Source organism: Shewanella sp. QJM3NY_23 (genome assembly GCF_056173105.1).
The window spans coordinates 3,321,513-3,345,473 of record NZ_CM149657.1 but is presented as its reverse complement, the minus strand read 5'-3'; the positions used below and the strand labels follow the sequence as shown (position 1 = coordinate 3,345,473).

Annotated in this window: 15 protein-coding genes; 10 read left to right on the top strand and 5 right to left on the bottom strand. The window is 49.2% G+C overall.

What is annotated here, in order from left to right:
• Position 1 precedes the first annotated feature (1 nt).
• Positions 2-160, bottom strand: a complete 159-nt coding sequence (locus AC0VXX_RS14810; protein ID WP_475514877.1) for a hypothetical protein — start codon at positions 158-160, stop codon at positions 2-4.
• Between the two features lies 1 nt (position 161).
• Between AC0VXX_RS14810 and mrcB the strand changes: the two genes are divergently transcribed.
• Positions 162-2,384 (top strand): penicillin-binding protein 1B, encoded by a 2,223-nt coding sequence (gene mrcB, locus AC0VXX_RS14805; protein WP_475514876.1) that lies wholly within the window; start codon positions 162-164, stop codon positions 2,382-2,384.
• Between the two features lie 100 nt (positions 2,385-2,484).
• On the opposite strand, the gene AC0VXX_RS14800 is transcribed toward mrcB, so the two are convergent.
• On the bottom strand, positions 2,485-3,666 hold the full coding sequence (locus AC0VXX_RS14800; protein WP_475514875.1) for a flavohemoglobin expression-modulating QEGLA motif protein: 1,182 nt from the start codon (positions 3,664-3,666) through the stop codon (positions 2,485-2,487).
• 306 nt (positions 3,667-3,972) lie between these two features.
• Here AC0VXX_RS14800 and AC0VXX_RS14795 point away from each other — a divergent pair, with 306 nt between their 5' ends.
• From AC0VXX_RS14795 to AC0VXX_RS14775, 5 genes are all read left to right on the top strand, one after another.
• Positions 3,973-4,683 (top strand): DUF3581 domain-containing protein, encoded by a 711-nt coding sequence (locus AC0VXX_RS14795; RefSeq protein ID WP_475514874.1) that lies wholly within the window; start codon positions 3,973-3,975, stop codon positions 4,681-4,683.
• A gap of 295 nt (positions 4,684-4,978) precedes the next feature.
• On the top strand, positions 4,979-8,650 hold the full coding sequence (locus AC0VXX_RS14790) for an ATP-binding protein (RefSeq protein ID WP_475517046.1): 3,672 nt from the start codon (positions 4,979-4,981) through the stop codon (positions 8,648-8,650).
• Complete coding sequence (locus tag AC0VXX_RS14785; RefSeq protein ID WP_475514873.1) at positions 8,651-9,304, top strand: hypothetical protein; 654 nt, start codon at positions 8,651-8,653, stop codon at positions 9,302-9,304. It abuts the gene before it with no gap.
• A 1-nt stretch (position 9,305) separates the two neighbouring features.
• Positions 9,306-10,526 (top strand): phosphoenolpyruvate carboxylase, encoded by a 1,221-nt coding sequence (locus AC0VXX_RS14780; protein WP_475514872.1) that lies wholly within the window; start codon positions 9,306-9,308, stop codon positions 10,524-10,526.
• A 581-nt stretch (positions 10,527-11,107) separates the two neighbouring features.
• Positions 11,108-12,376: a dicarboxylate/amino acid:cation symporter gene (locus tag AC0VXX_RS14775; RefSeq protein ID WP_475514871.1), complete on the top strand. Its 1,269-nt coding sequence runs from the start codon at positions 11,108-11,110 to the stop codon at positions 12,374-12,376.
• A 65-nt stretch (positions 12,377-12,441) separates the two neighbouring features.
• Here AC0VXX_RS14775 and AC0VXX_RS14770 read toward each other — a convergent pair whose 3' ends face one another.
• Together AC0VXX_RS14770 and AC0VXX_RS14765 are read right to left on the bottom strand one after the other, a co-directional pair.
• Positions 12,442-13,821, bottom strand: coding sequence for a sigma-54-dependent transcriptional regulator (locus tag AC0VXX_RS14770; RefSeq protein WP_475514870.1), 1,380 nt, complete (start codon positions 13,819-13,821; stop codon positions 12,442-12,444).
• 4 nt (positions 13,822-13,825) lie between these two features.
• Positions 13,826-15,793 carry an ATP-binding protein gene (locus tag AC0VXX_RS14765; RefSeq protein WP_475514869.1) on the bottom strand — a complete coding sequence of 656 codons (1,968 nt, stop codon included), beginning with the start codon at positions 15,791-15,793 and terminating at the stop codon, positions 13,826-13,828.
• A gap of 387 nt (positions 15,794-16,180) precedes the next feature.
• Here AC0VXX_RS14765 and AC0VXX_RS14760 point away from each other — a divergent pair, with 387 nt between their 5' ends.
• From AC0VXX_RS14760 to AC0VXX_RS14750, 3 genes are all read left to right on the top strand, one after another.
• The gene (locus AC0VXX_RS14760) at positions 16,181-17,977 is read left to right on the top strand and encodes a flavocytochrome c (RefSeq protein ID WP_475514868.1); all 1,797 of its coding nucleotides are present in this window, start codon (positions 16,181-16,183) and stop codon (positions 17,975-17,977) included.
• A gap of 881 nt (positions 17,978-18,858) precedes the next feature.
• Complete coding sequence (locus AC0VXX_RS14755) at positions 18,859-19,446, top strand: SEC-C metal-binding domain-containing protein (protein WP_475514867.1); 588 nt, start codon at positions 18,859-18,861, stop codon at positions 19,444-19,446.
• A gap of 86 nt (positions 19,447-19,532) precedes the next feature.
• Positions 19,533-20,195 (top strand): hypothetical protein, encoded by a 663-nt coding sequence (locus AC0VXX_RS14750; protein WP_475514866.1) that lies wholly within the window; start codon positions 19,533-19,535, stop codon positions 20,193-20,195.
• Positions 20,196-20,420: 225 nt separating this feature from the next.
• On the opposite strand, the gene AC0VXX_RS14745 is transcribed toward AC0VXX_RS14750, so the two are convergent.
• Entirely contained in the window at positions 20,421-21,410 is a 990-nt protein-coding gene (locus AC0VXX_RS14745; RefSeq protein ID WP_475514865.1) for a class 1 fructose-bisphosphatase, read from the bottom strand.
• A gap of 215 nt (positions 21,411-21,625) precedes the next feature.
• Between AC0VXX_RS14745 and AC0VXX_RS14740 the strand changes: the two genes are divergently transcribed.
• Positions 21,626-23,878 carry a S9 family peptidase gene (locus AC0VXX_RS14740; RefSeq protein ID WP_475514864.1) on the top strand — a complete coding sequence of 751 codons (2,253 nt, stop codon included), beginning with the start codon at positions 21,626-21,628 and terminating at the stop codon, positions 23,876-23,878.
• Positions 23,879-23,961: the final 83 nt, after the last annotated feature.

Below are 23,961 nucleotides of genomic sequence, written 5' to 3'. Positions count from 1 at the left end.
TTTATGGGATTAAGATGACAAGCAAAGAGACACTCAAGAAGCCGCGCGCCGCCAAGCCTGCTCGATCTTCGACCAAGGCGAGCCCCAAAACTAAGGCGCGCAGTACGTCAAAGTCAGCCCCGCGCACCACGTCCGGTTGGGGACGAAAAATCTGGTCCATCGTGTGGAAGCTATCCTTGGCACTGCTGGCGGCGTTGATTATTTACAGTATCTATTTAGATCAAATTATCGCGCGTAAATTTGAAGGGCAAAAATGGCATCTGCCAGCGCAGGTGTTTAGTCGCTCTATGGCGATCTACCCAGGGGCGGCGGTGAGCCATAGCCAATTGATCGCCGAGCTCAAGTTACTCGGTTACCGCAAGGTGGCTAATCCGCGCCAGGTGGGGGAGTTTTCCGCCTCTAGCACGCGGGTCGATCTGTGGCGCCGGCCTTTCCTGCACCCACAAGGCTCGCAGGCCGAGCAGCGAGTGATGATTACGTTTGATAGCCTAGGGGTCGAATCGGTCGCGCGTCAAAGCGATAATCGTCAACTGGCGGTGTTCCACCTTGAACCTGTGTTACTGGACAGAATGATCGCCGGAGACGGCGAAGATCGCCTCTTTGTTGATGCAGAGCAGATGCCTAAGGCGATTGTCGATGCGTTAATTTTGGTGGAAGATCGCAGTTTTTATGAGCACCACGGCGTCAATCCCTTTGCGATTGTACGTGCCGCATTAGTTAACCTGAGCGCGGGACGCACGGTACAAGGCGGCTCGACCTTAACCCAGCAGCTGGCGAAAAATTTCTTTCTGTCAAGCGAGCGCTCAATTGTGCGTAAGCTGCGCGAGGCGTTAATGGCGATCATTATCGACTTTCGGTATGACAAGGATGAGATCTTAGAAGCCTACCTTAACGAAGTGTATATGGGGCAAGATAAGGCCCGAGCCGTGCATGGCATGGGGCTGGCGTCGCAGTTCTATTTTGGTCGGCCCATCGCCGAGCTGACCCTGCCACAGCAAGCCTTTTTAGTGGCAGTGATCAAAGGGCCATCTTATTACAATCCGTGGCGCTACCCTGAGCGGGCGCAAGCTCGGCGCGATCTGGTGCTGCGGCTGTTGATGGAGGCGCAGCAGTTGTCTGTGGCGCAATATAAGGTCGCGGTCGACTCGCCGCTGGGATTACGCCAGTTTGATAAATCGGTGCAACAAAAGTTACCGGCATTTTTTGCCGTGGTGCGCCATGAGTTGAGCGAGCGTTATGGCGATGCTCTGTTGCAGCAATCGGGCATTAAGGTGTACACCACGTTAGATCCTATGGCGCAAGAAGCCGCCGAAACGGCGGTGGAGTCGACCATGAAGCAGCTGGCTAAACGCGACAAAGCCTTGCAAGTGGGCATGGTGGTCACCGATAAGTATTCGGCAGGTATTGCTGCCATGGTAGGTGATAAAGTGCCAAGTTATTATGGCTTTAACCGTGCGGTCGAGATACGTCGCCCCATAGGCTCATTGATTAAGCCTTTCGTATACGCCAGCGCCTTGACTCAAGCTGATAAGTACACCTTGGCGACGCCGTTAAAAGATGAGCCGATCACCCTAACAAACCAGCATGGCCAAACCTGGTCACCGCAAAACGTCGATAAACAGTTTTCGGGTCAGGTGCCTTTGTTAACGGCTTTTAAAAAGTCGATGAATGTGCCCACGGTTAACTTGGGTATGGCTATCGGTACCGATGCGGTGGCCACCACCTTAGATAAGGCGGGCTGGCCAGATAAAATATCCGAGTATCCCTCAATGTTATTGGGCGCGGTTAATGGCTCGCCCTTGATGGTGGCGCAGGTGTATCAAACCTTGGCCGATAATGGGCGTTACCGTCAGCTCAGTGCGGTGACCCATGTGCTCGATATGGACAATCAGGCCTTAGCGGGCAGCCCCATTAAGACCCATCAAGCTATCCCGGTGGCCAGCGATTTCTTGGTGCAACACGCCATGACACAAGTGGTGCAGTCGGGGACGGCCAGCCGCTTAGGGCGTGCATTTCCTGGGGTGACACTGGCGGGTAAAACCGGTACCAGTAATGATTCTCGTGACTCTTGGTTTGCCGGTTTCGATGAGCGAAATGTCGCCTCTGTTTGGGTTGGGCGTGACGATAATGGTAAAACTGGACTCTATGGCAGCAGCGGTGCTATGGCGGTGTATCAGGAGTTTTTACGCCAGCGTGCGCCCATCAGTTTAAGGCGCACCCCAGTTGAGGGGGTGGTGCAAGGCTATTTCGATCGTGATACCGGGGTGGCACAAGAGGCCGATTGCGCCAATGTGGTTGGCTTACCTGCGCTGCGTGAGAGTTATCGCCCCATACGTAACTGTGGTCAGCCCTTGTCTTGGTGGCAAAAATTGACCGGCAGTTAGGGCTTCACTTGTATGGATGATAAAAAAGGAGGACTCGCGTCCTCCTTTTTTATGGGCCTTACTCTTGTATGGGCATGAGCTGCATGGCACGCGGCAAATATTAGCGAATGGCGTGGGTGATAAAGGTGTTCACGGCGCTGTTTGCCACCGGATTTTTATAGGCGGGGGTAATGTACTTTGGCGCCGATAAAATGCCTTTTGCAATTAAACGCGACAACATGGGCAGATAAGCCAATGAGGTTTTGCCCATCAATAGGTGATTAAACTGCGGCTCATTTTCATAGGCGTTTAAGATCATGCTAAAGCCTTTGAGATAGAGGTGATCTTTGGTATAGCCGCCGCCTCGATACACTCGCGCGGTAATGGTGTAAGCCAAGTTGGGCTCGACACCGTAATCTTCTTTAAGCATTAAGAAGGTGGTGCGAAAGTTTTTATCTTCGATCATCGACCGCACCGCAATCACTCTGAGCGCCAAGGTTTTTAAGCGCTTAACGCTAAGATTGCCTGACAGGTATTCGCTTAAAATCGCCAAGCCTTCCTGAGTCATGGTATTGAGTGGACAGCCCAGCGACAAAATTTTCAGTGGCTGATGTTTACCATTGAGGGAGGTGACTAAATGCACCCCTAACTCATGATGCGCTAAGGCTCGTGCATCGGTTTTACTCAAGCGGGCATGGCTGTTAATGCGCACTGTGGTGCCAGACACTAAGGCGTTGGCTACCATGGTCTCGTCAAACTGCAGCTGCCATTGGTAGTCTTCTTGCTGCGCCATCTGTTGCAACAACTCGCCGATTGCCTGCGCGTCGAGCTGCGGCTCATCGCCATCTTGTTGAAGATCGGGCAGATGCAAAATGAACTGGGCATTGCGCAAGTCTTTTTCGCTGGGCTCGCCATAGTAACGCAGCGAGTCATATAAAAACTCACTGCTGCCGATAGATTTAAACTGATCGATTTTATCCACATATGAGTCAACAATGTCCAGATACAAGGTGTAGATATCGGGATCATCTAGCGTCTCGAGCGGCAGATTAAACAGATCGCGTTTGAGCTTAAACGGGTCGATTGAGGTGTCGGCGTAGATAAAGCGAGGCTCAATGGAGAAGTGGTTATCAAAGAAGGCCTGTTTTTGTTGCAGGTAGTTAAGCGGCTTAACAGCTTCTAAAATATCAATATCTTTAACAAGCTGATGCAACTGAGTGTCGATAGCCGACAGGGTAGACGCCACATTAGACATAGAATGTTCAATCTCATAAAGAGGGTGATAGATGTCGATAATCGACATCGCCTAGACCTATTATGCAGGCCAAGAGGGCCCTATTGCCGTGCAAAATCTGTCTGTCGCTAAAGCTAACTCAGCTTAGCCATTTTAGCTACCAAATCATGCTAGCTGACCCAAAATGATCGCGAAAGGGATAGCGTAACACCTATTATTTATACCAATTGATTTATACCAATTGATTTGTACCAATTGATTTGTACCAATTGATTTGTACTAATCACTGTCCCCAAGTCATCGGGTGAGTGTTTTTTGTAAACAGGTATATACTAGCGCACCCAATTTTGGATAACCCTGATTGAACGAGCCCATATGTTTCTAAGCCCTTATTTTAAAAAAGAACAGCAAAGTGTTTCAGTATCGGCCCAGCAAGCCAGTGATTTTGCCAAAGAGGTCGCACAAGACTTTAACCCCATCCATGATGTGGCAGCCAAACGTTTTTGCGTGCCTGGCGATCTCTTGTTTGCCTTAGTACTTGGTCAATATGGCTTGAGCCAAAAGATGCGTTTTCAGTTTGAAGGCATGGTGGGCGATGGGGTGTCCTTGGTGTTTCCACCTCAGGTGGGCGAGCGTTTTGCTATTCGTGACCATAAAGATAAACAATATCTAAGCGTCGAGCGTAGCGGCGACAGCACCTTGTGTGATGTGCAAACCGAATCTTTTATTCGCAGCTATGTGGCCTTCTCAGGGCTGAACTTTACCCATGTATTAGTGCCGTTAATGCGCGAGCAAGGGGTGATGATCAATCCCGCTCGTCCATTAGTGATCTACGAAAGCATGGCCTTTGACTTAGTCACATTGGACTTTAACCATATTGAACTGTCTCTGGTGGAGCAAACCTTAGTGATAGACGGTAAGCGCGGCGATGTTACCCTTAAATTTGAGCTGCGCTGCGGTGATAAGTTAGTGGGCACCGGCGTTAAAACTTTAGTGCTGAGTGGCCTGCGCGCCATTGAAGAGCAAGATATGGACGCCATGGTGGCGCGTTATGAAGCGCGGCGCATCGATTACCAAGGTGCTTAACGGTTAAGTAACCCGCTTTAGCTTTATATTAAGGGCTCGCCAAGTGCGAGCTTTTTTGTGGGCGCGGTTAAGTCGTCTCACTGCAACTTATTGACGCATTATTAAGCTGGTTTTGCGATGTAAGCGTGCTTTTTAAACGTCCAAAAGCGCCTCGAGCGCCGCTCGATTGCCAAGCCTGTCGCTTTGATTTACTTTAGTGACCATTAGATTGTTGCTGCCTGCCGTTACGCCTTGGCGTGGGGAGGTTTTTATGCGCGCTATGACCGCCCTAGCGCCGTTTGCATTAAGGAAAAAGATGCCTAGTTTGAATCGAATAGTGCTGATAAACACGCACCTACCTGGCGTTGTTGAACTCGCCCTCGACGGACACACCAATATTTGTGGGACCAACGCCTCGGGTAAAACCACCTTGCAGCGTTTGGTGCCAGTATTTTATGGCGAATATCCGAGCCGAGTCGTGCCCTCAACCCGTGATAGTTTCGAGCGTTGGTATCTGCCGCACGATTCCAGTTACATCATCTATGAATATGTGCGTGACGATGGCCTTTACAGCCAAGCAGTGCTGGCATCGGCGGGTGATGGCAAAGGGGTTAATTACCGTTTTATCGCCAAAGCATTTGAACTGGCAGACTATGTGAAGTCCCAGCAAGGCGACTCGATTTTGTGCCACAACATGGCAGAGCTGGGCCGCGAGATGAAACGCAGCGGCGTGTCGGTGAGTAATTTACTCAACACCCGAGAATATCGCGCCATCATACAAAACGATCGCACCTTATTGAGCACGGGCAGTAACCGCAGTGAGCTGCGCGCCTATGCGCGGCAGTTTTCCTTATGTCAGCAGGAACACTCGCTGCGCCATATCGAAAAACTGGCCAAAGCGGTGCACTCGAAAGAAGGCAAGATGGAGACCATCAAATCGATGATCGCCGCCATCTTAGAGGAAGATGGGGTCAATCCGCCCAGCTCGCGCCTCAATCCACAGCGCGTGGAAGCCTGGATCCGTGAAAGCCAGTTGATCCAAGGATTTGAGCAGATCCGCCCCGAGTACGACAAGCTCGAACAGGAGTTTAATCAGTTACTCAGCGCCGAGCAGCGCCTGAGCGGCCTTAAGCGTGGTTACAGTAAAGATGAAACCGCCGAGGTTGAGCGCCAAGAGCTTAATCAGCAACGCTCCAAGGCGTTAGGGGAGCAGCTGCGCCAACTCGACGAGGAGTGGCGCGAGCAGCGCGACGAGCTCAATCAAGACTTGTCCGCCGCCAAGGGCGATGTGACTAAGTTTGAAGCCGAGCTAGACGCAATCGAAGATCAGCACGGTGCCTTTCTCGATGCCGATATAGAGCAGGCTAAATTGGATCTCGACCAGCTGCCAAGCTGGCGCGCCAGTTTAGATAACTTAACCGAGCGCCATAAGCTGCAAACCGAAAAACACCAAGATGTCGAGGCGGCTTACAATGCCCGTCGCAGTAAAATTGGTGACAACCTTAACCGCGAATTAGAGCAGCTCGATAAAGAGCAAGATAAGCATCGCGAAGCCCGCGACAAGCAGCAAGAGCAGGGCCGTAACGAGTTAGCGGCACTAGAGCAACAATGGCGCGAGCAGCTGGAAGCGGGGCGCGCGAAACACAGCGAACAAGCCTATCAGTTAAAGCTCTCGGCCGCCGAGTTGACCATGCAGGTTAACAATGTCACCTACAGCGAAGCGGAAAAGCTCAGCTTGGCCGTGTTCGATGAGCGGATCGCCCAAGCTGACGAAGAACAAGAGGTGTGCAATGCCAAGGTCGAACGCCTAAGCAGCCATGAGCGCAAGCTCAGAGCCAAACGCGATCAAGCCAACGAAGCCCTGCGCCAAGCGGGACTGAGGGTCATTGAGCGTCAAACTGCCCTCGACGAGTTGCACCATGTGTTGTTTCCCCAATCTCACACCCTGCTTGAATACCTGCGCAAAGAGGTCAACGGGTGGGAAGCCAATATTGGTAAGCTGATTAACCCTGAGTTACTGCATCGCAGCGACTTACACCCAACCATAACCGAGCCGCAAGAGAGCTTTTGTGGTATCGCTCTAGATCTTAAAGCCATTGATATTCCTGACTATGCCGCGTCAGAGCAGGAGCTGCGTAGCCGCTACAGTGAGGCCGAAGAGACCTTGGCGGCGGCCAAGGCGCTGCAAACCGAGGCCGAAGCGCATCTGGTGGCGTGTAACGCCGAACTCGATGAGCTCAACCGGGAGCTGACCTTTGCCAAGACTGCCTATAAGAATAGCCGTGACGATCTGCGTCGCCTGTTTGATGATAAACGCAGCGAGCAAGAGAAAATCAATCAAGCGTTGAGCGGCCGTAAAGCCGAGGCACAAAAACGCCTTAGCCGTATCGACAGCGAGATTAAGCAGCTCAATGCCCGGCATCAAGAGTGGATAGCGGCGCAAAAAGAGCTAGAGCTCGAAGCCCGCATGGAGAAAAACGCCTACTGGCAAGAGGTGGTCGGCGTTTTAGACAACCAGTTAGCCCAGGTGAAAAACAATATCGCCCAGCGCCGTCAAGACGCCAAAGCAGAGCAAAAAGCCTGTGAGCAGTGGTACAAAGATGAGCTTAAATCTCGCGGCGTCGATGAAGGCAAAATTGTTAAGCTCAAGCAGGAGATACGTCAGCTTGAAAGTGACATCAGCAAAGCCGAACAGCGTCGCAGTGAAGTGTTGCGTTTCGATGACTGGTACCAGCACACCTGGTTGTCACGTAAGCCTAAGCTGCAAACTGAGCTGAGTAAGGTCAAGATGGCGGTCGCTGAGCTAGAGCAGCAGTTGACTCGCAAAGCCAACGAGATCAAGCAGCGACGTCAGGAGCTCGACAGCCAGCGTAAGCAATCGGATGCGATTCAAGTGGAAGCGTCTGAAAACCTCACTAAATTGCGCAGCGTGATGCGTAAACTGGCCGAGCTAAAATTGCCCGCAAGCAATGATGAACTGCAAGGCAGCTTGGCTGAGCGCCTGCGTCAAGGTGAAGATCAGTTACTGCGCCGCGATCAACTGCTGGGATCGGTGAAGCAATATATTGAACATTTTGATTCGGTGATCGCCAGTAAGTCCGGGTCGAGCCTGTCGGAGATCTGGGATCGTGCGCGCGAAGAGTCGAGCTTTATTAACGATAAAGGCATTCGCCTACTCGATTATCGTAAGCTCGTGCCACAACTTGAGCAGCTGCTCAATGTGATGGTGCCCCAAGCCGTGATGGGCCTGCGTGAGCAAGGGCGTAACTTTGGTATCGATTTGACCGCCTTTTACGATGTGTTAGCCGATATCGACCGCCGTATTGCCTCGCAAAGTGCGCGTATTACCCGCGAAGTGGGTGAAGAGCTGTTCCTCGATGGGGTGAGCGAGTCGGCGGTGCGTATCCGCTCGCGCATCAGCGAGCTGGAGTTTTGGCCAGAGCTTGAGGTGTTTGTTAAGGCGTTCCGTCAATGGAAAGCCGACGGCTTTGCCGAATTGCCCGACGAGCACTACACCAACAGCATGCGCCGCGCCTTAGACATTATTGGCCGCGCGGCATTAACGGGTGGCATCGCCAAGTTATTAGAGATTGAGCTGCGCCTAAAAGAGGGTAACAGCGACCTCATCATCCGCACCGACCGACAGCTTAATGAGTCGTCGAGCCATGGTATGGCCTACCTGATTTTATGTAAGTTCTTGCTGGCTTTTACCCGCTTACTGCGTGGCCGTGCCGATGTGACCATCCATTGGCCTATCGATGAGTTAGGCACCTTACACCACGGTAATGTGAAAAAGATTTTTGATGCCTGTGAAAACAACAATATCAGCGTGTTAGGGGCATTCCCTAACCCTGAGTCAGAGGTGTTAAATCTGTTTGTTAACCGCTATATCATCAATAAACAGACCAAGAAATTACAGGTCGTGAAGCCGCAATTAAATCCTATTGCCGACAAGTTAAGCCAGCGTTTTGCCAAGGAGACGGGATAAATGAGTAATAGCACACAAACCGTATTAGTCGGCCAAGGCGCATTGATTGAAAGTTTGCTGCGCGGCGAATTTATCTGCCGCACCAGTAACGAAGAAGCGTGGCGTGCGTTAAAGTCATCGACAACCCGCGACAGTGTCGAGCAGTACCTTAACCGCATTAACCGTACAGTGGCATCGGCCGGTGAAGGCGAGGTGTTTTTCTGTGGTTACTTGCAGCTCGGTGACACTGAGCGCAAGGTGATATCGTCTCAGTTTCGCGATATCTGTAATGCATTGATCCCTTTGGTCGAATGGCTGGTGCTGGTGCAAGAAGCCAGTGGTCAAGATGCGCCGCTTTGCGAAGGGGCGGCGGTGCGCTTAAGCGAACTGCAGATGCGCATCGAAGATACCCCCGCGTTTCGTGAGCAGCTGGCTAAGATCAGCCACTACCGTTTATTTGGCTCTAGCAGTACTCAGGTGGATGCACAAATTAAGTTGGTGTTTAAACGATTAGTGGAGCTGGGGTATCTGCTGCGTCCTAACGTGGAAAAGCAAATCTACATCGCCACGGGTAAACTCGATTACCTCTATGAAGTGATTCGTTTTATCGACGAGACTGAAGGCTTAAGCCTTGAGGCTCAGGCCGAAACCGCCACCCAAAGGGACTTGATCTGATATGAGTAGTAACTTACACCAATCCGGGGTAACGCTACTTAAGCTACTGGGGCGGCATAGCGAACTTATCATGGACGTGTACCTATCGGGCTCAGTGGCCGAAGGGGGCGATAACGCGGCAGCAATCGATAAGCTACGTAAAGCCGAGATCCTGTGGCGACCAGAACCCGGGCAAGATTTACGCCTTAAACGGTCGGTGCGCGCGCTATTAGAAGAGACCTTAAGTGATGAGCGTAATCGGCAAATCGATGCCAATGTCGGCTCGGGTCTTGCCACCATCAAAACCTTGGCGAGCCACTATAAAGAGGCGCGCCATGCGGTAGATTATAGCGCCAGCGAAGCCTATTTAGCCGATCTGAGTGAGCACGTTTACAGCTTTGCCGAAGGGTTGCGTTATTCGATACGGGTATTGTGGAGCCGGATTAATAATGAGTTTGGTTATGTCGGCACCATCAATGCCAAAATTCGTGAAAACGAATTGGCCCAAAGCCAAGTCAGTGAGCTGCTCAATGGCTTAGAGATGTTCCAATTTAGCGAGCTTGGCGAGCTGGCCGGTGATATTCGTGAGCTGCGTAAATTGCTGGTCACCACCTTGCAAGAAACCTTGAGTGATTGCACCCAAGAACTCAGTGTGGTGCAGGGGCGGTTATTGGAGTTGCTTGGACGTTTTAGGCAGATCCAAGGGCGTACACGCTTACTTAAGGGCTGGTTGTTATACACAGATCAACATCCCGATTATCAGGTGGCAGATCATGTCAGCCACAAGCAGTTGCCAGTTCTGTTTAATCGCGCCGAAGCACTCTTAGCCCCCGCAGCGGTTGATGTGAGTAATACCGGCTATGAGGCTGAGCTGTTACAGCTGGTGGCGCAAGTGAAAGCCATTAGCCGTGTCGAGCGTGACACCTTAGTGCGCGAGCATGATGTGGCGTTTGCCTTGGTTGATGCTGAAGATTTTGAAATTGCCGCTAACCCCCTCAAGTTGGCGGTCGATGATTATTTTTGTGCGGTGATCGACTCAGGCTTAAGGCAATCGGCATTGCAATACCATCAACAGCAAACGCTGGAGTGGGATCCTGAGAGCTGGCTGTATCAGGTGATCTGCGGTTACGAAGGATTGCCAGAAGAGCACAGACGCTATTTTGAATTAGAGCCCATTGGTGAGCCGCACCCCACTTACAGTGGTAACTTTATTATTCGTGATGTGGAGCTTTGGTTGGCCTAGCCTGCTGAGGATAACGCCTTGGGTCTAAGCCGCTATTGACCAAAAAAGTTATAACCTTTAAGTAAAGTAATCGTCCTTAAAACCATTAAATCAAGTGTTTACACTTTGATTTAATGGTTTTTTTATTGCTTATTATCAGCACGGGGCGGCGCTTTTTTCAGCGACGTTGGCTAGTGTATTTCACTAGTGACGCTGCGCTAGTAGTGGTTTAGTTTGCCTGGTGTTGCTTTTGTAGATATATACGCCTTTTCGGTTTTATTTTTTAGTGGTAAAAACTGGTGTTGCCAGTTGTAAATCAAGTGGTTAGGTTTATTTTTATGGGTCAATGTAAAAGTTTGGGTTGCGCGTGTCGGTGCTGAGTCTCTATATCTCTTTGTTAATATTGGGCTAAGTATTTATATTTTATCTTGTTATGCGCTTGTTATTTTTGAGGTTTTTTTCCAAGCCCATTGAAAAGCTTGCTAGCATGATCCACTATCTCTGCACAAGCAGGGGAGTACCCGCCTCACATCTTAATCTCCATCGATGAGATACACAGATAAAAGCGTGCAGTAGATACGCTAAATTTAATAGGCAAACAGATGACAAAATCACTTTCTACCCGCATCTTTATCGGGCTCTTTTCGGGTGTCATACTCGGCACTATTTTGCAATACGGTTTGGCTGATGCCAGCCAATTAACCGCATGGGTGGTCAACATCGCCAGCGGTGTCGGTACCATGTTTGTCAATATGATCATGTTGATGGTTGTGCCTTTGGTGTTTGTCAGCATTGTTTGTGGTGTACTGGAGCTAGACGACCTGAAGAGTTTTGGCCGCCTCGGTGGTAAAACCTTTGGGTTTTATATTATTAATACGCTGCTCGCCATCTCTACTGCACTGGCGGTGGCCTTGATTGTTGAGCCCGGTGCCGGCATCGATATGACCTCAGGCACTGAGGCTGTGATAGCCACGACTGAGCTGCCTAACTTGATGCAACTGATTGTCGATATCGTCCCCAGTAATCCCGTTAGCGCGTTTTCCTCGGGCAATATGCTACAGGTGATCTTTATGGCGCTATTAGTCGGTGGGGTGATTAAGTCGATGGGCGATGGCGTTCCCTTGTTAAACCAAGGGTTTCAAGAGGGCAACAAGTTGATGATGAAGCTGATTAGCGTCGTGATGAAGCTGGCACCTTATGGGGTGTTTGCCTTGATGCTGAAGTTAGGCGCCACGTTAGAGGCCAGCTTATTTGTCAGTGTGATGGAATATATGGTGGTGATCATTACCCTGCTCTTGATCTGGATTTTTGCCGTCTATCCTATTGCTGTTAGTCTGTTTACCTCGGTGTCGGCCAAGGCGTTTCGGGCTAAGACCCAAGAGCAAATTTTGTTTTCCTTATCTACAGCAAGCTCCAATGCCACCATTCCGGTGACCATGCGCACCTTAATAGAAAAGCTGGGGGTTAAGCCCGCAGTCGCTGGTTTTGGCGTGCCTCTGGGGGCGACCATGAATATGACCGGTGTGTCGATTTATGTCACCATCGCGATTTTCTTTGTTGCTAATGCCTTTGGTGCCCCCATCATGATGGAGCAGTTGCCATCATTGTTATTCAGTATCTTTTTGTTATCGGTCGGCGCTGGCGGTGTACCTGGTGGTGGCATGGTGATGATTGGCGTGTTGATCCATCAGATGGGATTACCACTCGAAGCCTTTGTGATAGTAGCGGCGCTCGACAGGGTGATCGATATGGTGTTGACCTCGTGCAATGTAGTGGGTGATGCGGCGGTGTTAACCATAGTCGATGCCACAGAGAAAGAACATCAAGCCGAGGAGCTTAAGGCGCAAGAGGCGCAGCTCAAGCCTGCTTAAGTCAGTCCGCTTAAGTCGCGATACATCATCATGAGTGGTGCCAAGCCACTCATGATGATGGAGACTTAATGGCCTTTTAAGCGCCGACTGAGGGCGCTTTGGCTAATGCCCAGTAACTGCGCCGCCGCGGTTTGATTATTGGCGGTGCGGCTCATGGCTTCATCAATTAACGCCTGATTCATCTGGGCTAAACTAGGTAACACCTTAGGAAAAACCAGCGTATCTAATGGCGCTTGTGTCAGCGATTTATGCTCGTTAATCGCCTCCATAAAGGGGGAGATATTCAGCGCGACACCATCACTGCGGCTGACCGCATCAAACACCATCCCCTTAAGTTCATGCAAATTACCCGGAAAGTTGTAATTCGCCAGTTTAGCGGCCAAGTCGGCCGGTTGTTGCGGCATTGGCAGCGCCATTTCGCTGGCCGCCTGAGCAATAAAGTGGTTGATCAGCATCGAAATATCCAGCGGCCTGTTGGCCAGTGGCGGCAGCTTGATTTTATGGGCGCGTAAACGATACAGCAGATCGCTACGAAATTGCCCAGCTTGGTGTAATTTAAGTAAATCATCTTGGGTCGAGGCGACAAACTTGCATCGCACCGGATAGGCACTGTCGCTGCCCAGTGGATAATATTGCTTGGTTTCAAGCAGATCCAATAAGGTGATTTGTGCCGCCAGTGGCAGGGCGCCCACCTCGTTAAGGTAGAGTACGCCATCGCCCACTTGATGCAGCAAACCGGCTACAGCATCGATTTGGCCATCGCTATTATGGTGCAGTTGACCACACATCTTTTGGGCAAACACCTCGCTGCTGATCCCCGCCAGATTAATGGTTAAAAATGGCGCTTGTGGGCTGTAGAGGCTGTGGCAGGCGCGAGCGAATTCACACTTGCCGGTACCGCTTTGACCAAAGATAAGTAAAGGCTCAGGACTAAAAGCGACCGCCTCTAAATAGCGAAATTGATCGAGCATCTGCGGCTCGCAGGTCAAAATATTATTAAACGCCTGTGGATTGTCTAAGGTGCGACTTAAGAAACGCTCTTTAATGTGCAGGTAATTACGCTCCAGCCCCACCACTTCTAGCGCGCGGCGCACCGATTGAGCCAACTCTTCCACCTTATCGGTTTTGATAAAGTAATCGTAAGCGCCATTTTTAATGCAGCGCACCGCAGTATCGACCTCATTGACGCCGGTGACGATGATCACCCGGGTGTTAGGAAACTCGCTGCGGATCATCGCCAGTAGCGTTTCGCCACAATCGAAAGGCATGGTTAAGTCCAGTAAGACTAAGGCGTAATCGCCCACCTGTAGGCGATTGATCACCTGACGACTATCGACACAGGTGTCGATTTCAGCTTCGGGCACTAAGCGGTTAAGGGTGACGGCTAAGGTGCGTAGCCATGAGGCTTCATCGTCGACTAAGAGTATGTTTCTGGCCAATTTCATGGGGTTAATCCTGTTGTACTAACGCAAACGTTAAGCGGATGCTCGTGCCTTGGTCGACACTCGATTGGATCTGCATTTGCGCATGATGTTGTTTGATTATCCTGCTGCTGACCGACAAGCCTAGGCCGCAACCGCCGTTATTTCTGCGCGTGGTAAAGAAAGGTTCTGTGATGCGTTTTAAGGTGGCGCGGTCCATGCCGCAGCCGTTATCGCTCACGGTGAGCAGCACTTGGTCTGCATCAACCTCGGTGGCGATACTGATAGCGCCAGTGTAAGGGTCGCAGGCGTGACAGGCATTTTGAATAAGGTTAATCAACACTTGGTGCAGCTGCTGGGCATCGCCGTTAATGAGTGGATCTGCTGGGCAAAGGTTGGTGGTGATTTGATAGCTCTTACACTGATTATTGGTTAAGCGCAGCGCCACCTGCACCACATCGTTAAGGGCGATAGGCAGATGTGCTTGGGCTAAGTTGGGCAGGGCGTAGCATTTAAGATCGTTAACAATACGGCTGATGCGCGTAGCGGCCTCTTCAACCGTTTGACAGCTATGGCCCAACTCGGCCATGGCTTCGTTTGGTGCCAGTCCGGCAATGCGCCAAAACGGGTTGTGTTTTTGGTAGTGGGTTGCAGCAGGTGTTAGATCCTTTATTGCCGCGCTCAGCAGTGAAATTGCATGCACAATCAGCCCTGTGGGATTATTGATTTCGTGGGCAATGCCGGCAGAAAGCTCACCTAGGGAGGCTAGGCGGCTGGCCTCTTCGTTGGCCTGACGCAACCTATGTTGCTCGGTGGACTCTTCGAGCAATATCACCACCTGATCGCTGGCGATCGGGTGGATCTGCAATTGCCAAAACTCTTGCTGGTACTGCATGTCAGCCGTTTGTGACCGCTGCTGGGTCAGCACGCTATTGATCGCCTGTTTAAGGTCAAAGGGTTGGCCATCGAGGTAGTGAAATTGCTGATTAACCAGCAGCTCGATATTGTTATCGTTACTCCACAGGCGCTTAAGGTGCTTATCTATGATGGTGACGCCATGGGGAATGCCATCGAGCACCGACTGAAACTGAGTCGAAATAACCGATATCTCGGCTTCGGCGCGCCGGCGCTGTTCTAATTCTTCTTTAAGCGCCCTTTTTTGGCGGCGCAGGCTCGCGCTGATAAATCCGGTGTAAACCATTCCGATTGCCGAGATAAGCGCCACTAAAATGGCCACAGAAAACATGCGTTTTTGGGTCGAGGTTAAATCGACCTTTTCCCGCCCGGTGCCAAACCATTTGTTGACTAATGTGTCATATTCTCCCGAGAGTTTGAGCTGACGTAGTGCGTCATTAATCTGCTGCATTAATACGGTTTTTTTGCCGTTGCTGACAAAGTTAAAGGCGCCGTAGATTAGTGCATCGCTGGAGCTTCTCACCGAGGGGTAAAAGGGCAGTAGTCGGCGGGCGACAAAGTTTTCGGCTAACACCACATCGACTTGATCATCCATCAGTTGCTGAAAACCGGTTTCATACAGGTCGACATCGATACGCTCAAACTGTTGCAGGTGATCTGACAGATACACATCGATAAAAGCGCCTTTTTTAATGGCGACTCGCTTGCCAGCAAGATCGCTCCAGTTATTGATAAACGCTTTGCCTTGCAAGGTATAAGCCTTGGCGTGGGTGGAATAGATAGGATCCGATTGATTTAGCTCACGGCTAAAATTCACCGGACTGACCACGGCTATCACATCGATATCACTATCTGGGTTGTGCACATCCGCGACCAACTGCTGGAAGCTTTTGCGCCGCACTATGATGCGCTTGCCTGTAAGCTGGCCAATTCTGTCCATTAGCTCAAGGTTAAACCCTTGGTCAACGCCATTGTTACGCCATTCTAAAGGGGCGGTATTAGAGTGTACGCCAAACACTATGCTCTCTTGGGAGAGCACCGGCAGCGAAGCGCATATTAGGCAAAGTAGTATCAGTCTCATGGGCTTGAGTGTAGAGAATAACGCCTTAATAAACTGTGCTGCACTGCGCGAATTAGTAAACGGTGAACTATTAGTGTTAGTTGCCTTTTACTGGCGGCGTTCGCCCAAGTGATCTCGCTCCGCATGAAATATGCAAAATTGCATATCTCACTTGCAAGTTATGCAACTTTGCATAGTGCATTTTAGGTGTTGTGATTAAGGCGGCATTTCTTGTGGAGACCTGAGTGTCTACCTTGCTGTCGCTGGATTTATCGACAAAGATGATTAGGAGCAACATAAGTGTCGGCCACCACGCAATGCGATTGGGCGACACGTGGATCATTATTATAATGAAAGGTTTCTGGACTGACTGCGTCACCGCTGTTGAGTGTGGAAAGGAGAGTAAAGATGAAAAAACTACAACTTGCAGCCTGTTTGGCTACCATTATGGGCACTGCTGGATTTATGGGTAATGCGCTTGCCGCAGATAACCTAGCTGAGTTCCATGTTCAAAACCAAGAGTGTGACAGCTGCCATACCCCAGATGGTGAGCTTTCAAATGATAGCTTAACCTATGAAAACCAACAGTGTGTCGCGTGTCACGGTACCATGGCTGAAGTGGCAGAAACCACTAAGCATGAGCACTACAATGCTCACGACTCTCACTTCCCTGGCGATGTTGCTTGTACCTCTTGTCACAGCGCGCATGAAAAATCTATGGTCTACTGTGACTCTTGCCACAGCTTCGACTTTGACATGCCTTATGCGAAAAAATGGCAACGTGATGAACCGACTATTGCCGAACTCGCTAAAGATAAATCTGAACGTCAAGCGGCACTTGCTAGCGCACCTCGCGATACCGTTGATGTAGTGGTTGTGGGGACTGGTGGTGCAGGCTTCTCTGCGGCGGTATCGGCACACGACAATGGCGCGAAAGTCATTCTTATCGAAAAAGAGCCCGTTATTGGTGGTAATGCCAAATTGGCCGCCGGTGGTATGAACGCCGCATGGACGGATCAACAAAAAGCCAAAGACATTGTTGACAGCCCAGAGCTGATGTACAAAGACACCATGAAAGGCGGTCGTGATATTAACGATCCCGCGTTGGTGGAAATCTTAAGTTCACACTCTAAAGGCTCTGTCGATTGGATGACCGCCATGGGCGCTGATCTTAGCGATGTTGGCCGTATGGGCGGCGCATCGGTTAACCGTTCACATCGTCCTACTGGCGGTGCTGGCGTGGGCGCTCATGTGGTACAAGTGCTTTATGATAACGCCGTTGAGCGTAATATCGACTTGCGCATGAACACCCGTGGTATTGAAATTCTTAAAGATGATAGCGGTAAGGTCAAAGGCATCTTAGTTAAAGGGATGTACAAGGGTTACTACTGGGTGAAAGCCGATGCGGTGATTTTAGCAACTGGTGGTTTTGCCAAAAATAACGATCGCGTATCTAAGCTAGATCCTAAGCTAAAAGGCTTTATCTCGACTAACCAACCGGGCGCAACTGGTGACGGTATCGATGTTGCAGGTAATGCTGGCGCAGCGATGAAAGATCTCGAATATATCCAAGCTCACCCAACATTGTCAGTTAAAGGCGGCGTGATGGTGACTGAAGCGGTACGTGGTAATGGCGCGATTTTAGTTAACCGTGAAGGTAAACGTTTCGTCAACGAAATCACCACTCGTGATAAAGCATCGGCGGCTATCTTAGCTCAAACCGGTAAATCAGCGTTCTTGATTTTCGATGACTCTGTACGTAAGTCACTGAGCAAAATCGATAAGTATATTGGTTTAGGTGTCGCACCAACGGCAGATACCTTAGTGAAACTTGGCGATATCAAAGGTGTCGGCATCGATGGTAAAGCCTTGACCGAAACCGTTGCGCGCTACAACAGCTTTGTCACTAGCGGCAAAGATGCTGATTTCGAGCGTCCAAACCTACCTCGTGCGCTTAACGAAGGTAACTACTACGCAATCGAAGTGACCCCTGGTGTTCACCACACCATGGGCGGCGTGATGATTGATACTAAAGCGGAAGTGATGAACGCTAAAAAGCAAGTGATCCCAGGCCTATACGGTGCGGGTGAAGTGACTGGCGGCGTACATGGTGCTAACCGTTTAGGTGGTAACGCCATCTCTGACATCATCACCTTTGGTCGTCTAGCAGGTGAAGAAGCTGCGAAATACTCAAAGAAAAATTAACCGTTAAACATTAACTAATAGCTAAACTTATCGTTAATAACGTCGTTCCAGTTTGACCTAAAGGTGGTATGGATATCACCGCTAACAGCCACAGCCCTCCCGCTGTGGCTTTTTTATATCCATCCTTGATGGAGCGGGGCTGCTCAACATGGGATTTATACCAAAGTTTGGTGGCCTTGAAATGAAGGTGTGGCATTTTTTTTAGTTTGCTTGAGTAGCGGCTGGCTGCATTTTTATTTATTGAAAGTGTTTGAAGGGCGAACCTTCACTGTTTGAAATTGCTTGCAGCAGGTGCAGTGCATGGATGCGCAAATGTCGTGATCACATGGATGTGACGGAACGACCTAATGTGTAAACACTTCTGCGGCACGCTGTGCGCCATCCATGGCCGCTCTACGGTTTCATCCCTGAAACCGAAGGCCGCAGCCGCGTTTACACTTATCTCTAACGCCTCTTCGATTTAACTTCATTTGATATGAGTTGCAAATTAACAAGCTTTTGCTGCGTCCAATGTTTGCGAGAGAACAGAGTGAAAAGCACAAATTTAAAGCACGATCAATCTCCGTAGATTCAGTAAGACCTTGCTATGAAAATCAATGAGGCAAAGACCTGCGGCCTTAGTGGCATGAATGGTTTAAAAAGCACGGTGAATCACGAGTATTTGCCGTGAAGAGGCGTTAATGAAATATAAAAATACTAAAGAAGACCAATTGATTACCTTACCTAAGCTCAAAAAAACGACTACCACAGAAAAGCAAACTCCTATAGCATAATGCATACCAAATACATGGATGTGGCAGCGGCCAAGTCCAACAAGTGATTTATGCCTTGCAGACAGCGCAACGTATAAATACTAAGACGTTAACTTTCAAGGAGGCTCCATGCCAGAGATGCCAGCATTTTGCGATAACTGTGGAGCTATTTTTGGTTCTGGTTTCGTATTTGAAAATTGTAGGAATGTAACTCTAAGCGGCAATCGAGTAGGTCCTTGCCCAAACTGCGGAGGTATGGGCCATGTACCTGATGGCGTTTACGATATCACTGGCAACGCAATAAGGTTGCTGCAAGGAAGTATTAAGACAGTTCAGCAGTTACAGAAATTATCGGCTGTATTGGCTGAAGCGCAAAAGAGAAACCTTTCGAAAGAACAAGTCCAGGCAAACATACAAGAAACTGTTCCTGAGTTAAAGAATTTCGCTTCTGTATTGCCGCAAACAAGGTCTGAACTGTACGGTTTCATCGGAATTATATTAACAGCTATTGGGTTAATGATTGCAGCCTACGGTACTTTCAAAAACGATCCCGTGCCGGAAAGAGAGATAGAACAAATTATCGTTCGCTCTATAGAGCAATCAATTCAAAAATTAGCTCCACCTAAACCAACCGCACCTAAGAAGCAAAAGAGAAACGATCCGTGCGCATGCGGAAGTGGTGTTAAATATAAAAAATGCTGTTATTTGTCGGTATAAAAGTTAACAAGCGCAATTACGCGGATCAATTTTCCGCTGCGCTACAAATTTCCCGGTGTTACGGGCGTTATGCCTAAAAGGAAGTTATGCAATTAATCTATGAATTAATCCAAGAAAACCCCAAGTTTTATGCTTGGATCTTTGGAATCATAAATGTCTTGTGGTTGGGCTTTGCATATTTCAATAAACAACGTCATGAAAGAAGCTTAAAACAGCTAGAACAAGATTTAAGATATAGAGCTGATAGAAGGCTTAAAATATTCGATCTAAAAGCATCTGAATATGGTAAATACGTTACAGACTTGGATAACTTTGGGAAAAAGAATCAAATTGAGATGCCTGAGCGTATGCAGCCTATTTTTGATCAGTATCTCCAAAACTATTTAGCAGCCGCTGAGGCTGGTGATAAAGAAAGAGAAAGGCAAGTTGTAGGCTGGCTTAGCTCTCAAGTTTCAGCATTAATGCAGGAGGGATTGAAGGATGTACTGAAGTTAAAGTATGAATCAAATCGCCTTAAGTTAATTGCCACAGATGAAATGCTTGAAACATTCGAGCAAATCGAGAATTTAACTCAAGAGTCTATGGATTGCACCAATGAATACATGACCAACTTCACTGACATTATAATAAATCAACAAAATGAAAAAACAGAAGCGTTTCAAGCTAAAGCGGCTGAATTAGCTAATCAAATACAGATGCATTCAAAGTTGCTGTTAAACCAAATGAGGCTAGAGCTTAGCGAAATGTAGGCATAACAAACGACTATGGCGTCAATAACTTATTTTTACCTGTATTCTCATCCCACATAGAAATAAATAGCTATCATGTGGTGCTACAGATTGATACCGAGACTGATTAATAATGGCTGGCACATATTTTCAGCAAGTCATCGTTACATCAAAAGGTCATGGTTAGAAGCAATAAAAAAGTCGCCCTTGGCGACTTTTTTGTTGCGAGTGCTGCTAGCTGATTGGCTACAGGCTTGGCTCTTGGCTGTAATCGACGCCATGATATTCGAGGCAGGCATCGACCTCGTTAGCCGAGCCTAAAATCACTGCGACGCGCTGGTGAATGTCGCTGGGCTCAATATCCATGATGTTTTCATAGCCGGTTGAGGCTTTACCGCCTGCCTGTTCGACCAAAAATGACATGGGGTTGGCTTCATACATCAAGCGCAGTTTATAAGGTTTGTCTGGGTTTTTATTGTCCGTTGGGTAGGTAAATAGTCCGCCGCGACACAATACGCGGTGCACATCGCCCACCATGGCTGCAATCCAGCGCATGTTGAATGACTTTTCACGCGGGCCAATTTCCCCTAGCAGTAGATCGCTAATATAGGTTTGCATTGGCGCTTCCCAGAAGCGTTGGTTTGACATATTAATGGCAAACTCGCCAGTATCTTTGCTAATGGCCATGGCATAATTGGTGAGCAAGTATTCGTTGGTATCTGGGTTGAGGGTAAATAGCTGCACCCCTTTACCTGTGGTTAAGGCCAGCATGGTCGATGGGCCATACAATACATAACCTGCGGCCACTTGATGGCGACCACTTTGTAAAAAACTCTGCTGACTCAGTTCACCTTTTGGCGCGGGTAGCACCGAAAAAATGGTGCCGACCAGTGAGTTAATATCGATATTCGATGAGCCATCTAGTGGGTCGAAACACACTAAAAAATCGCCACTTTGGCCGACCTCAACAATATGATCTTCCTCTTCTGATGCTAAGCCGCGTACCGTGCTATCGGCTTTTAGCGCGTCTTTAAGCATGTCATTGGTGATCACATCGAGCTTCTTTTGGGTTTCGCCTTGGACGTTTTCTTGCTCGGTGGCACCGAGTACACCGGCCAGTGCGCCATGACGCACTGCATGGCTTATCGCTTTAGAGGTGTCAGCTAGGGTCAGAATGAGTTGAGACAAAGGAGCTTCAATCCCTTGTGAACTGAGGTGTTGCGCCAGAGTTTGCATGTTATTTCCTATGACATAGCGAGCTAGGCTCACATTTGAGGTCAGCATGTTTTTATAGGGTTTAATTCTGGCGGCTATTCTACCGTAGATGAATCGTTTTTTCAGCGGCTAATTACGCCGGAGGCCAAGTGGCAGCGTTTTTATTTTGTGCAACTTTGAGGCACAATGCATCACAGCTTAGTTAATCAAACTCGTTTTATATCCAGGACATAATAATGACAAAAAAATGGATTAGTTCTGCGCTAATGGTGGTGCCTATGCTTTTATCTCACAGTGTATCTGCGGCGCAAGCCGAGCTTAATCAACCCCAAGGTGGTAAGGCAGCATTAACGGTCGAGCGCTTGTATGCCTCGCCGGCATTGGCTGGCAGCAGTCCGCGGGGGTTAACCTTGTCTCCCGACGGTCAACGGGTGACTTACCTTGCAGGGCGGGTCGACGACCAATACTTATATGACCTATGGCAGATGGATGTGGCCACCGGCGAGCAAGATATCTTGCTCAATGCCGATCGCCTTAAAAGGGGCGAGCTGTCGGACGAAGAAAAGGCCCGCCGCGAGCGTCAACGCATTTATGGTCAAGGGATCATGGAGTATTTCTGGGCCGATGACAGCCAAGCCATATTGATCCCAGCGTCTGGTGCTTTGTATTACTACTCGCTTGCCGATGCCAAAGTGGAAGTGTTGCCAACCGGTGAGGGCTTTATTACCGACGCCAGATTGTCGCCTAAGGGGCATTTTGTGTCGTTTGTGCGCGAGCAAAACTTGTATGTGCTTAACCTCGAGACTCGCCAATTAACCGCATTAACCCAAGATGGTGGTGGCGCGATTAAAAATGCGATGGCCGAGTTTGTTGCGCAAGAAGAGATGGACCGCATGACTGGTTATTGGTGGGCGCCCGATGAGTCGGCTATTGCCTTTACCCGTATCGACGAGTCGGCTGTCGAGTTAGTGACTCGCAACGAAATTTATGCCGATGGCATTAAGCTTACCGAGCAACGTTACCCTTATGCGGGCAAAAATAATGTCAGTATTGAGCTGGGTGTGGTCAATATTGAAGATAAAAACGTACGCTGGATTGATATCGGCCAAACCCCTGATAGTTACCTGCCTCGAGTTAAGTGGCTGCCAGATAGTCAGCATGTGTCATTTCAGTGGCAAAGCCGCGATCAACAGACCTTAGACCTACGCATTGCCGCTTTAAACGGTACCGTGGCACCTACAACGGTCATCAAAGAGCGCAGTAAGGCTTGGGTTAATTTAAACAATGATCTGCATTTCTTGAAACAGCAGCCACAATTGGTTTGGGCCTCGGAGCGTGATGGCTTTAATCATCTGTACCTATTTGATCTGCAAGGTAAGCTTATTAAGCAACTTACCAAAGGAGCTTGGGCAGTCGATGAGGTGGAATATGTCGATGAGCAGGCTGGCTGGGTCTACTTTACGGGCCGCAAAAGCAGTGTCATCGAAAAGCACCTATACCGCGTGCCCTTAGCCGGAGGCGAAATAGAGCAAATTAGCCGCCGAGCGGGTATGCATGGGCCAGTATTTGCCGACAATCAGCCTATTTACCTCGATTACTTTAATAGTCTAGTGCAGCCGCCGCAGGTTAGTCTGCATGGTGCTAAAGGGGAGCGCTTGGCTTGGGCCGAGCAAAATAATGTCGATGAATCTCATCCCTTATATCCCTTCTTTGGTCAATGGCAATTACCTGAATTTGGTCAGATAAAAGCGCAAGATGGTCAAGCCTTGCAGTATCGTCTCTTTAAACCCACAGGCTTTGATGCCACCCAGCAGTATCCGGTTGTGGTGCGTGTGTACGGTGGCCCTCATGCTCAGTTGGTAGTCAATAGTTGGAGTGAACAAGACTACTTTACCCAGTACCTGCTGCAACAAGGCTTTATCGTGTTTCAGCTCGATAATCGTGGCTCGGCCCATCGAGGCACTCAGTTTGAACATGTGATCTACAAGCAACTTGGGCAAGCGGAAGTTGACGATCAAAAGGCGGGCGTCGATTATTTGCGTAGCTTAAATTATGTCGATGATGACAATATTGCGATTTATGGTCATAGCTACGGCGGTTATATGGCCTTAATGAGCCTATTTAAAGCGCCCACACATTTTAAAGCCGCGATTGCGGGAGCGCCGGTAACTGACTGGGCCTTGTATGATACCCACTATACCGAGCGTTATTTGTCGCACCCAGGCAGCAATGCCAAAGGTTATGAAGCCAGCAGTGTACTGCCTTATGTCAAAGATTATCAGTCGGGATTATTGATGTATCATGGCATGGCCGATGACAATGTGTTGTTTGAAAACAGCACGCGGGTTTATAAGGCGCTGCAAGATGAGGGCAAGCTGTTTCAGATGATCGACTACCCCGGCTCTAAGCACTCGATGCGCGGTGAGAAAGTGAGAACGCATCTATACCGCTCGCTGGCCGATTTCTTAGATAAACAACTGAAACAGTAAGATGAACAATAAACTGTAATTTTTAGCGCTGCGTTGGAACAACAAGCCCTGTTGCTTGATATAAGTAACAGGGCTTGCCTAAA

What these genes read in the sequence shown, in the direction of transcription:
- AC0VXX_RS14775 (WP_475514871.1), top strand. Translation starts at nt 11,108, where the DNA reads ATGACAAAATCACTTTCTACCCGCATCTTTATCGGGCTCTTTTCGGGT.
- AC0VXX_RS14785 (WP_475514873.1), top strand. Translation starts at nt 8,651, where the DNA reads ATGAGTAATAGCACACAAACCGTATTAGTCGGCCAAGGCGCATTGATT.
- AC0VXX_RS14795 (WP_475514874.1), top strand. Translation starts at nt 3,973, where the DNA reads ATGTTTCTAAGCCCTTATTTTAAAAAAGAACAGCAAAGTGTTTCAGTA.
- AC0VXX_RS14765 (WP_475514869.1), bottom strand. Translation starts at nt 15,793, where the DNA reads ATGAGACTGATACTACTTTGCCTAATATGCGCTTCGCTGCCGGTGCTC.
- AC0VXX_RS14810 (WP_475514877.1), bottom strand. Translation starts at nt 160, where the DNA reads ATGGACCAGATTTTTCGTCCCCAACCGGACGTGGTGCGCGGGGCTGAC.
- AC0VXX_RS14745 (WP_475514865.1), bottom strand. Translation starts at nt 21,410, where the DNA reads ATGCAAACTCTGGCGCAACACCTCAGTTCACAAGGGATTGAAGCTCCT.
- AC0VXX_RS14750 (WP_475514866.1), top strand. Translation starts at nt 19,533, where the DNA reads ATGCAATTAATCTATGAATTAATCCAAGAAAACCCCAAGTTTTATGCT.
- AC0VXX_RS14790 (WP_475517046.1), top strand. Translation starts at nt 4,979, where the DNA reads ATGCCTAGTTTGAATCGAATAGTGCTGATAAACACGCACCTACCTGGC.
- AC0VXX_RS14740 (WP_475514864.1), top strand. Translation starts at nt 21,626, where the DNA reads ATGACAAAAAAATGGATTAGTTCTGCGCTAATGGTGGTGCCTATGCTT.
- AC0VXX_RS14780 (WP_475514872.1), top strand. Translation starts at nt 9,306, where the DNA reads ATGAGTAGTAACTTACACCAATCCGGGGTAACGCTACTTAAGCTACTG.
- AC0VXX_RS14770 (WP_475514870.1), bottom strand. Translation starts at nt 13,821, where the DNA reads ATGAAATTGGCCAGAAACATACTCTTAGTCGACGATGAAGCCTCATGG.
- AC0VXX_RS14800 (WP_475514875.1), bottom strand. Translation starts at nt 3,666, where the DNA reads ATGTCGATTATCGACATCTATCACCCTCTTTATGAGATTGAACATTCT.
- AC0VXX_RS14755 (WP_475514867.1), top strand. Translation starts at nt 18,859, where the DNA reads ATGCCAGAGATGCCAGCATTTTGCGATAACTGTGGAGCTATTTTTGGT.
- AC0VXX_RS14760 (WP_475514868.1), top strand. Translation starts at nt 16,181, where the DNA reads ATGAAAAAACTACAACTTGCAGCCTGTTTGGCTACCATTATGGGCACT.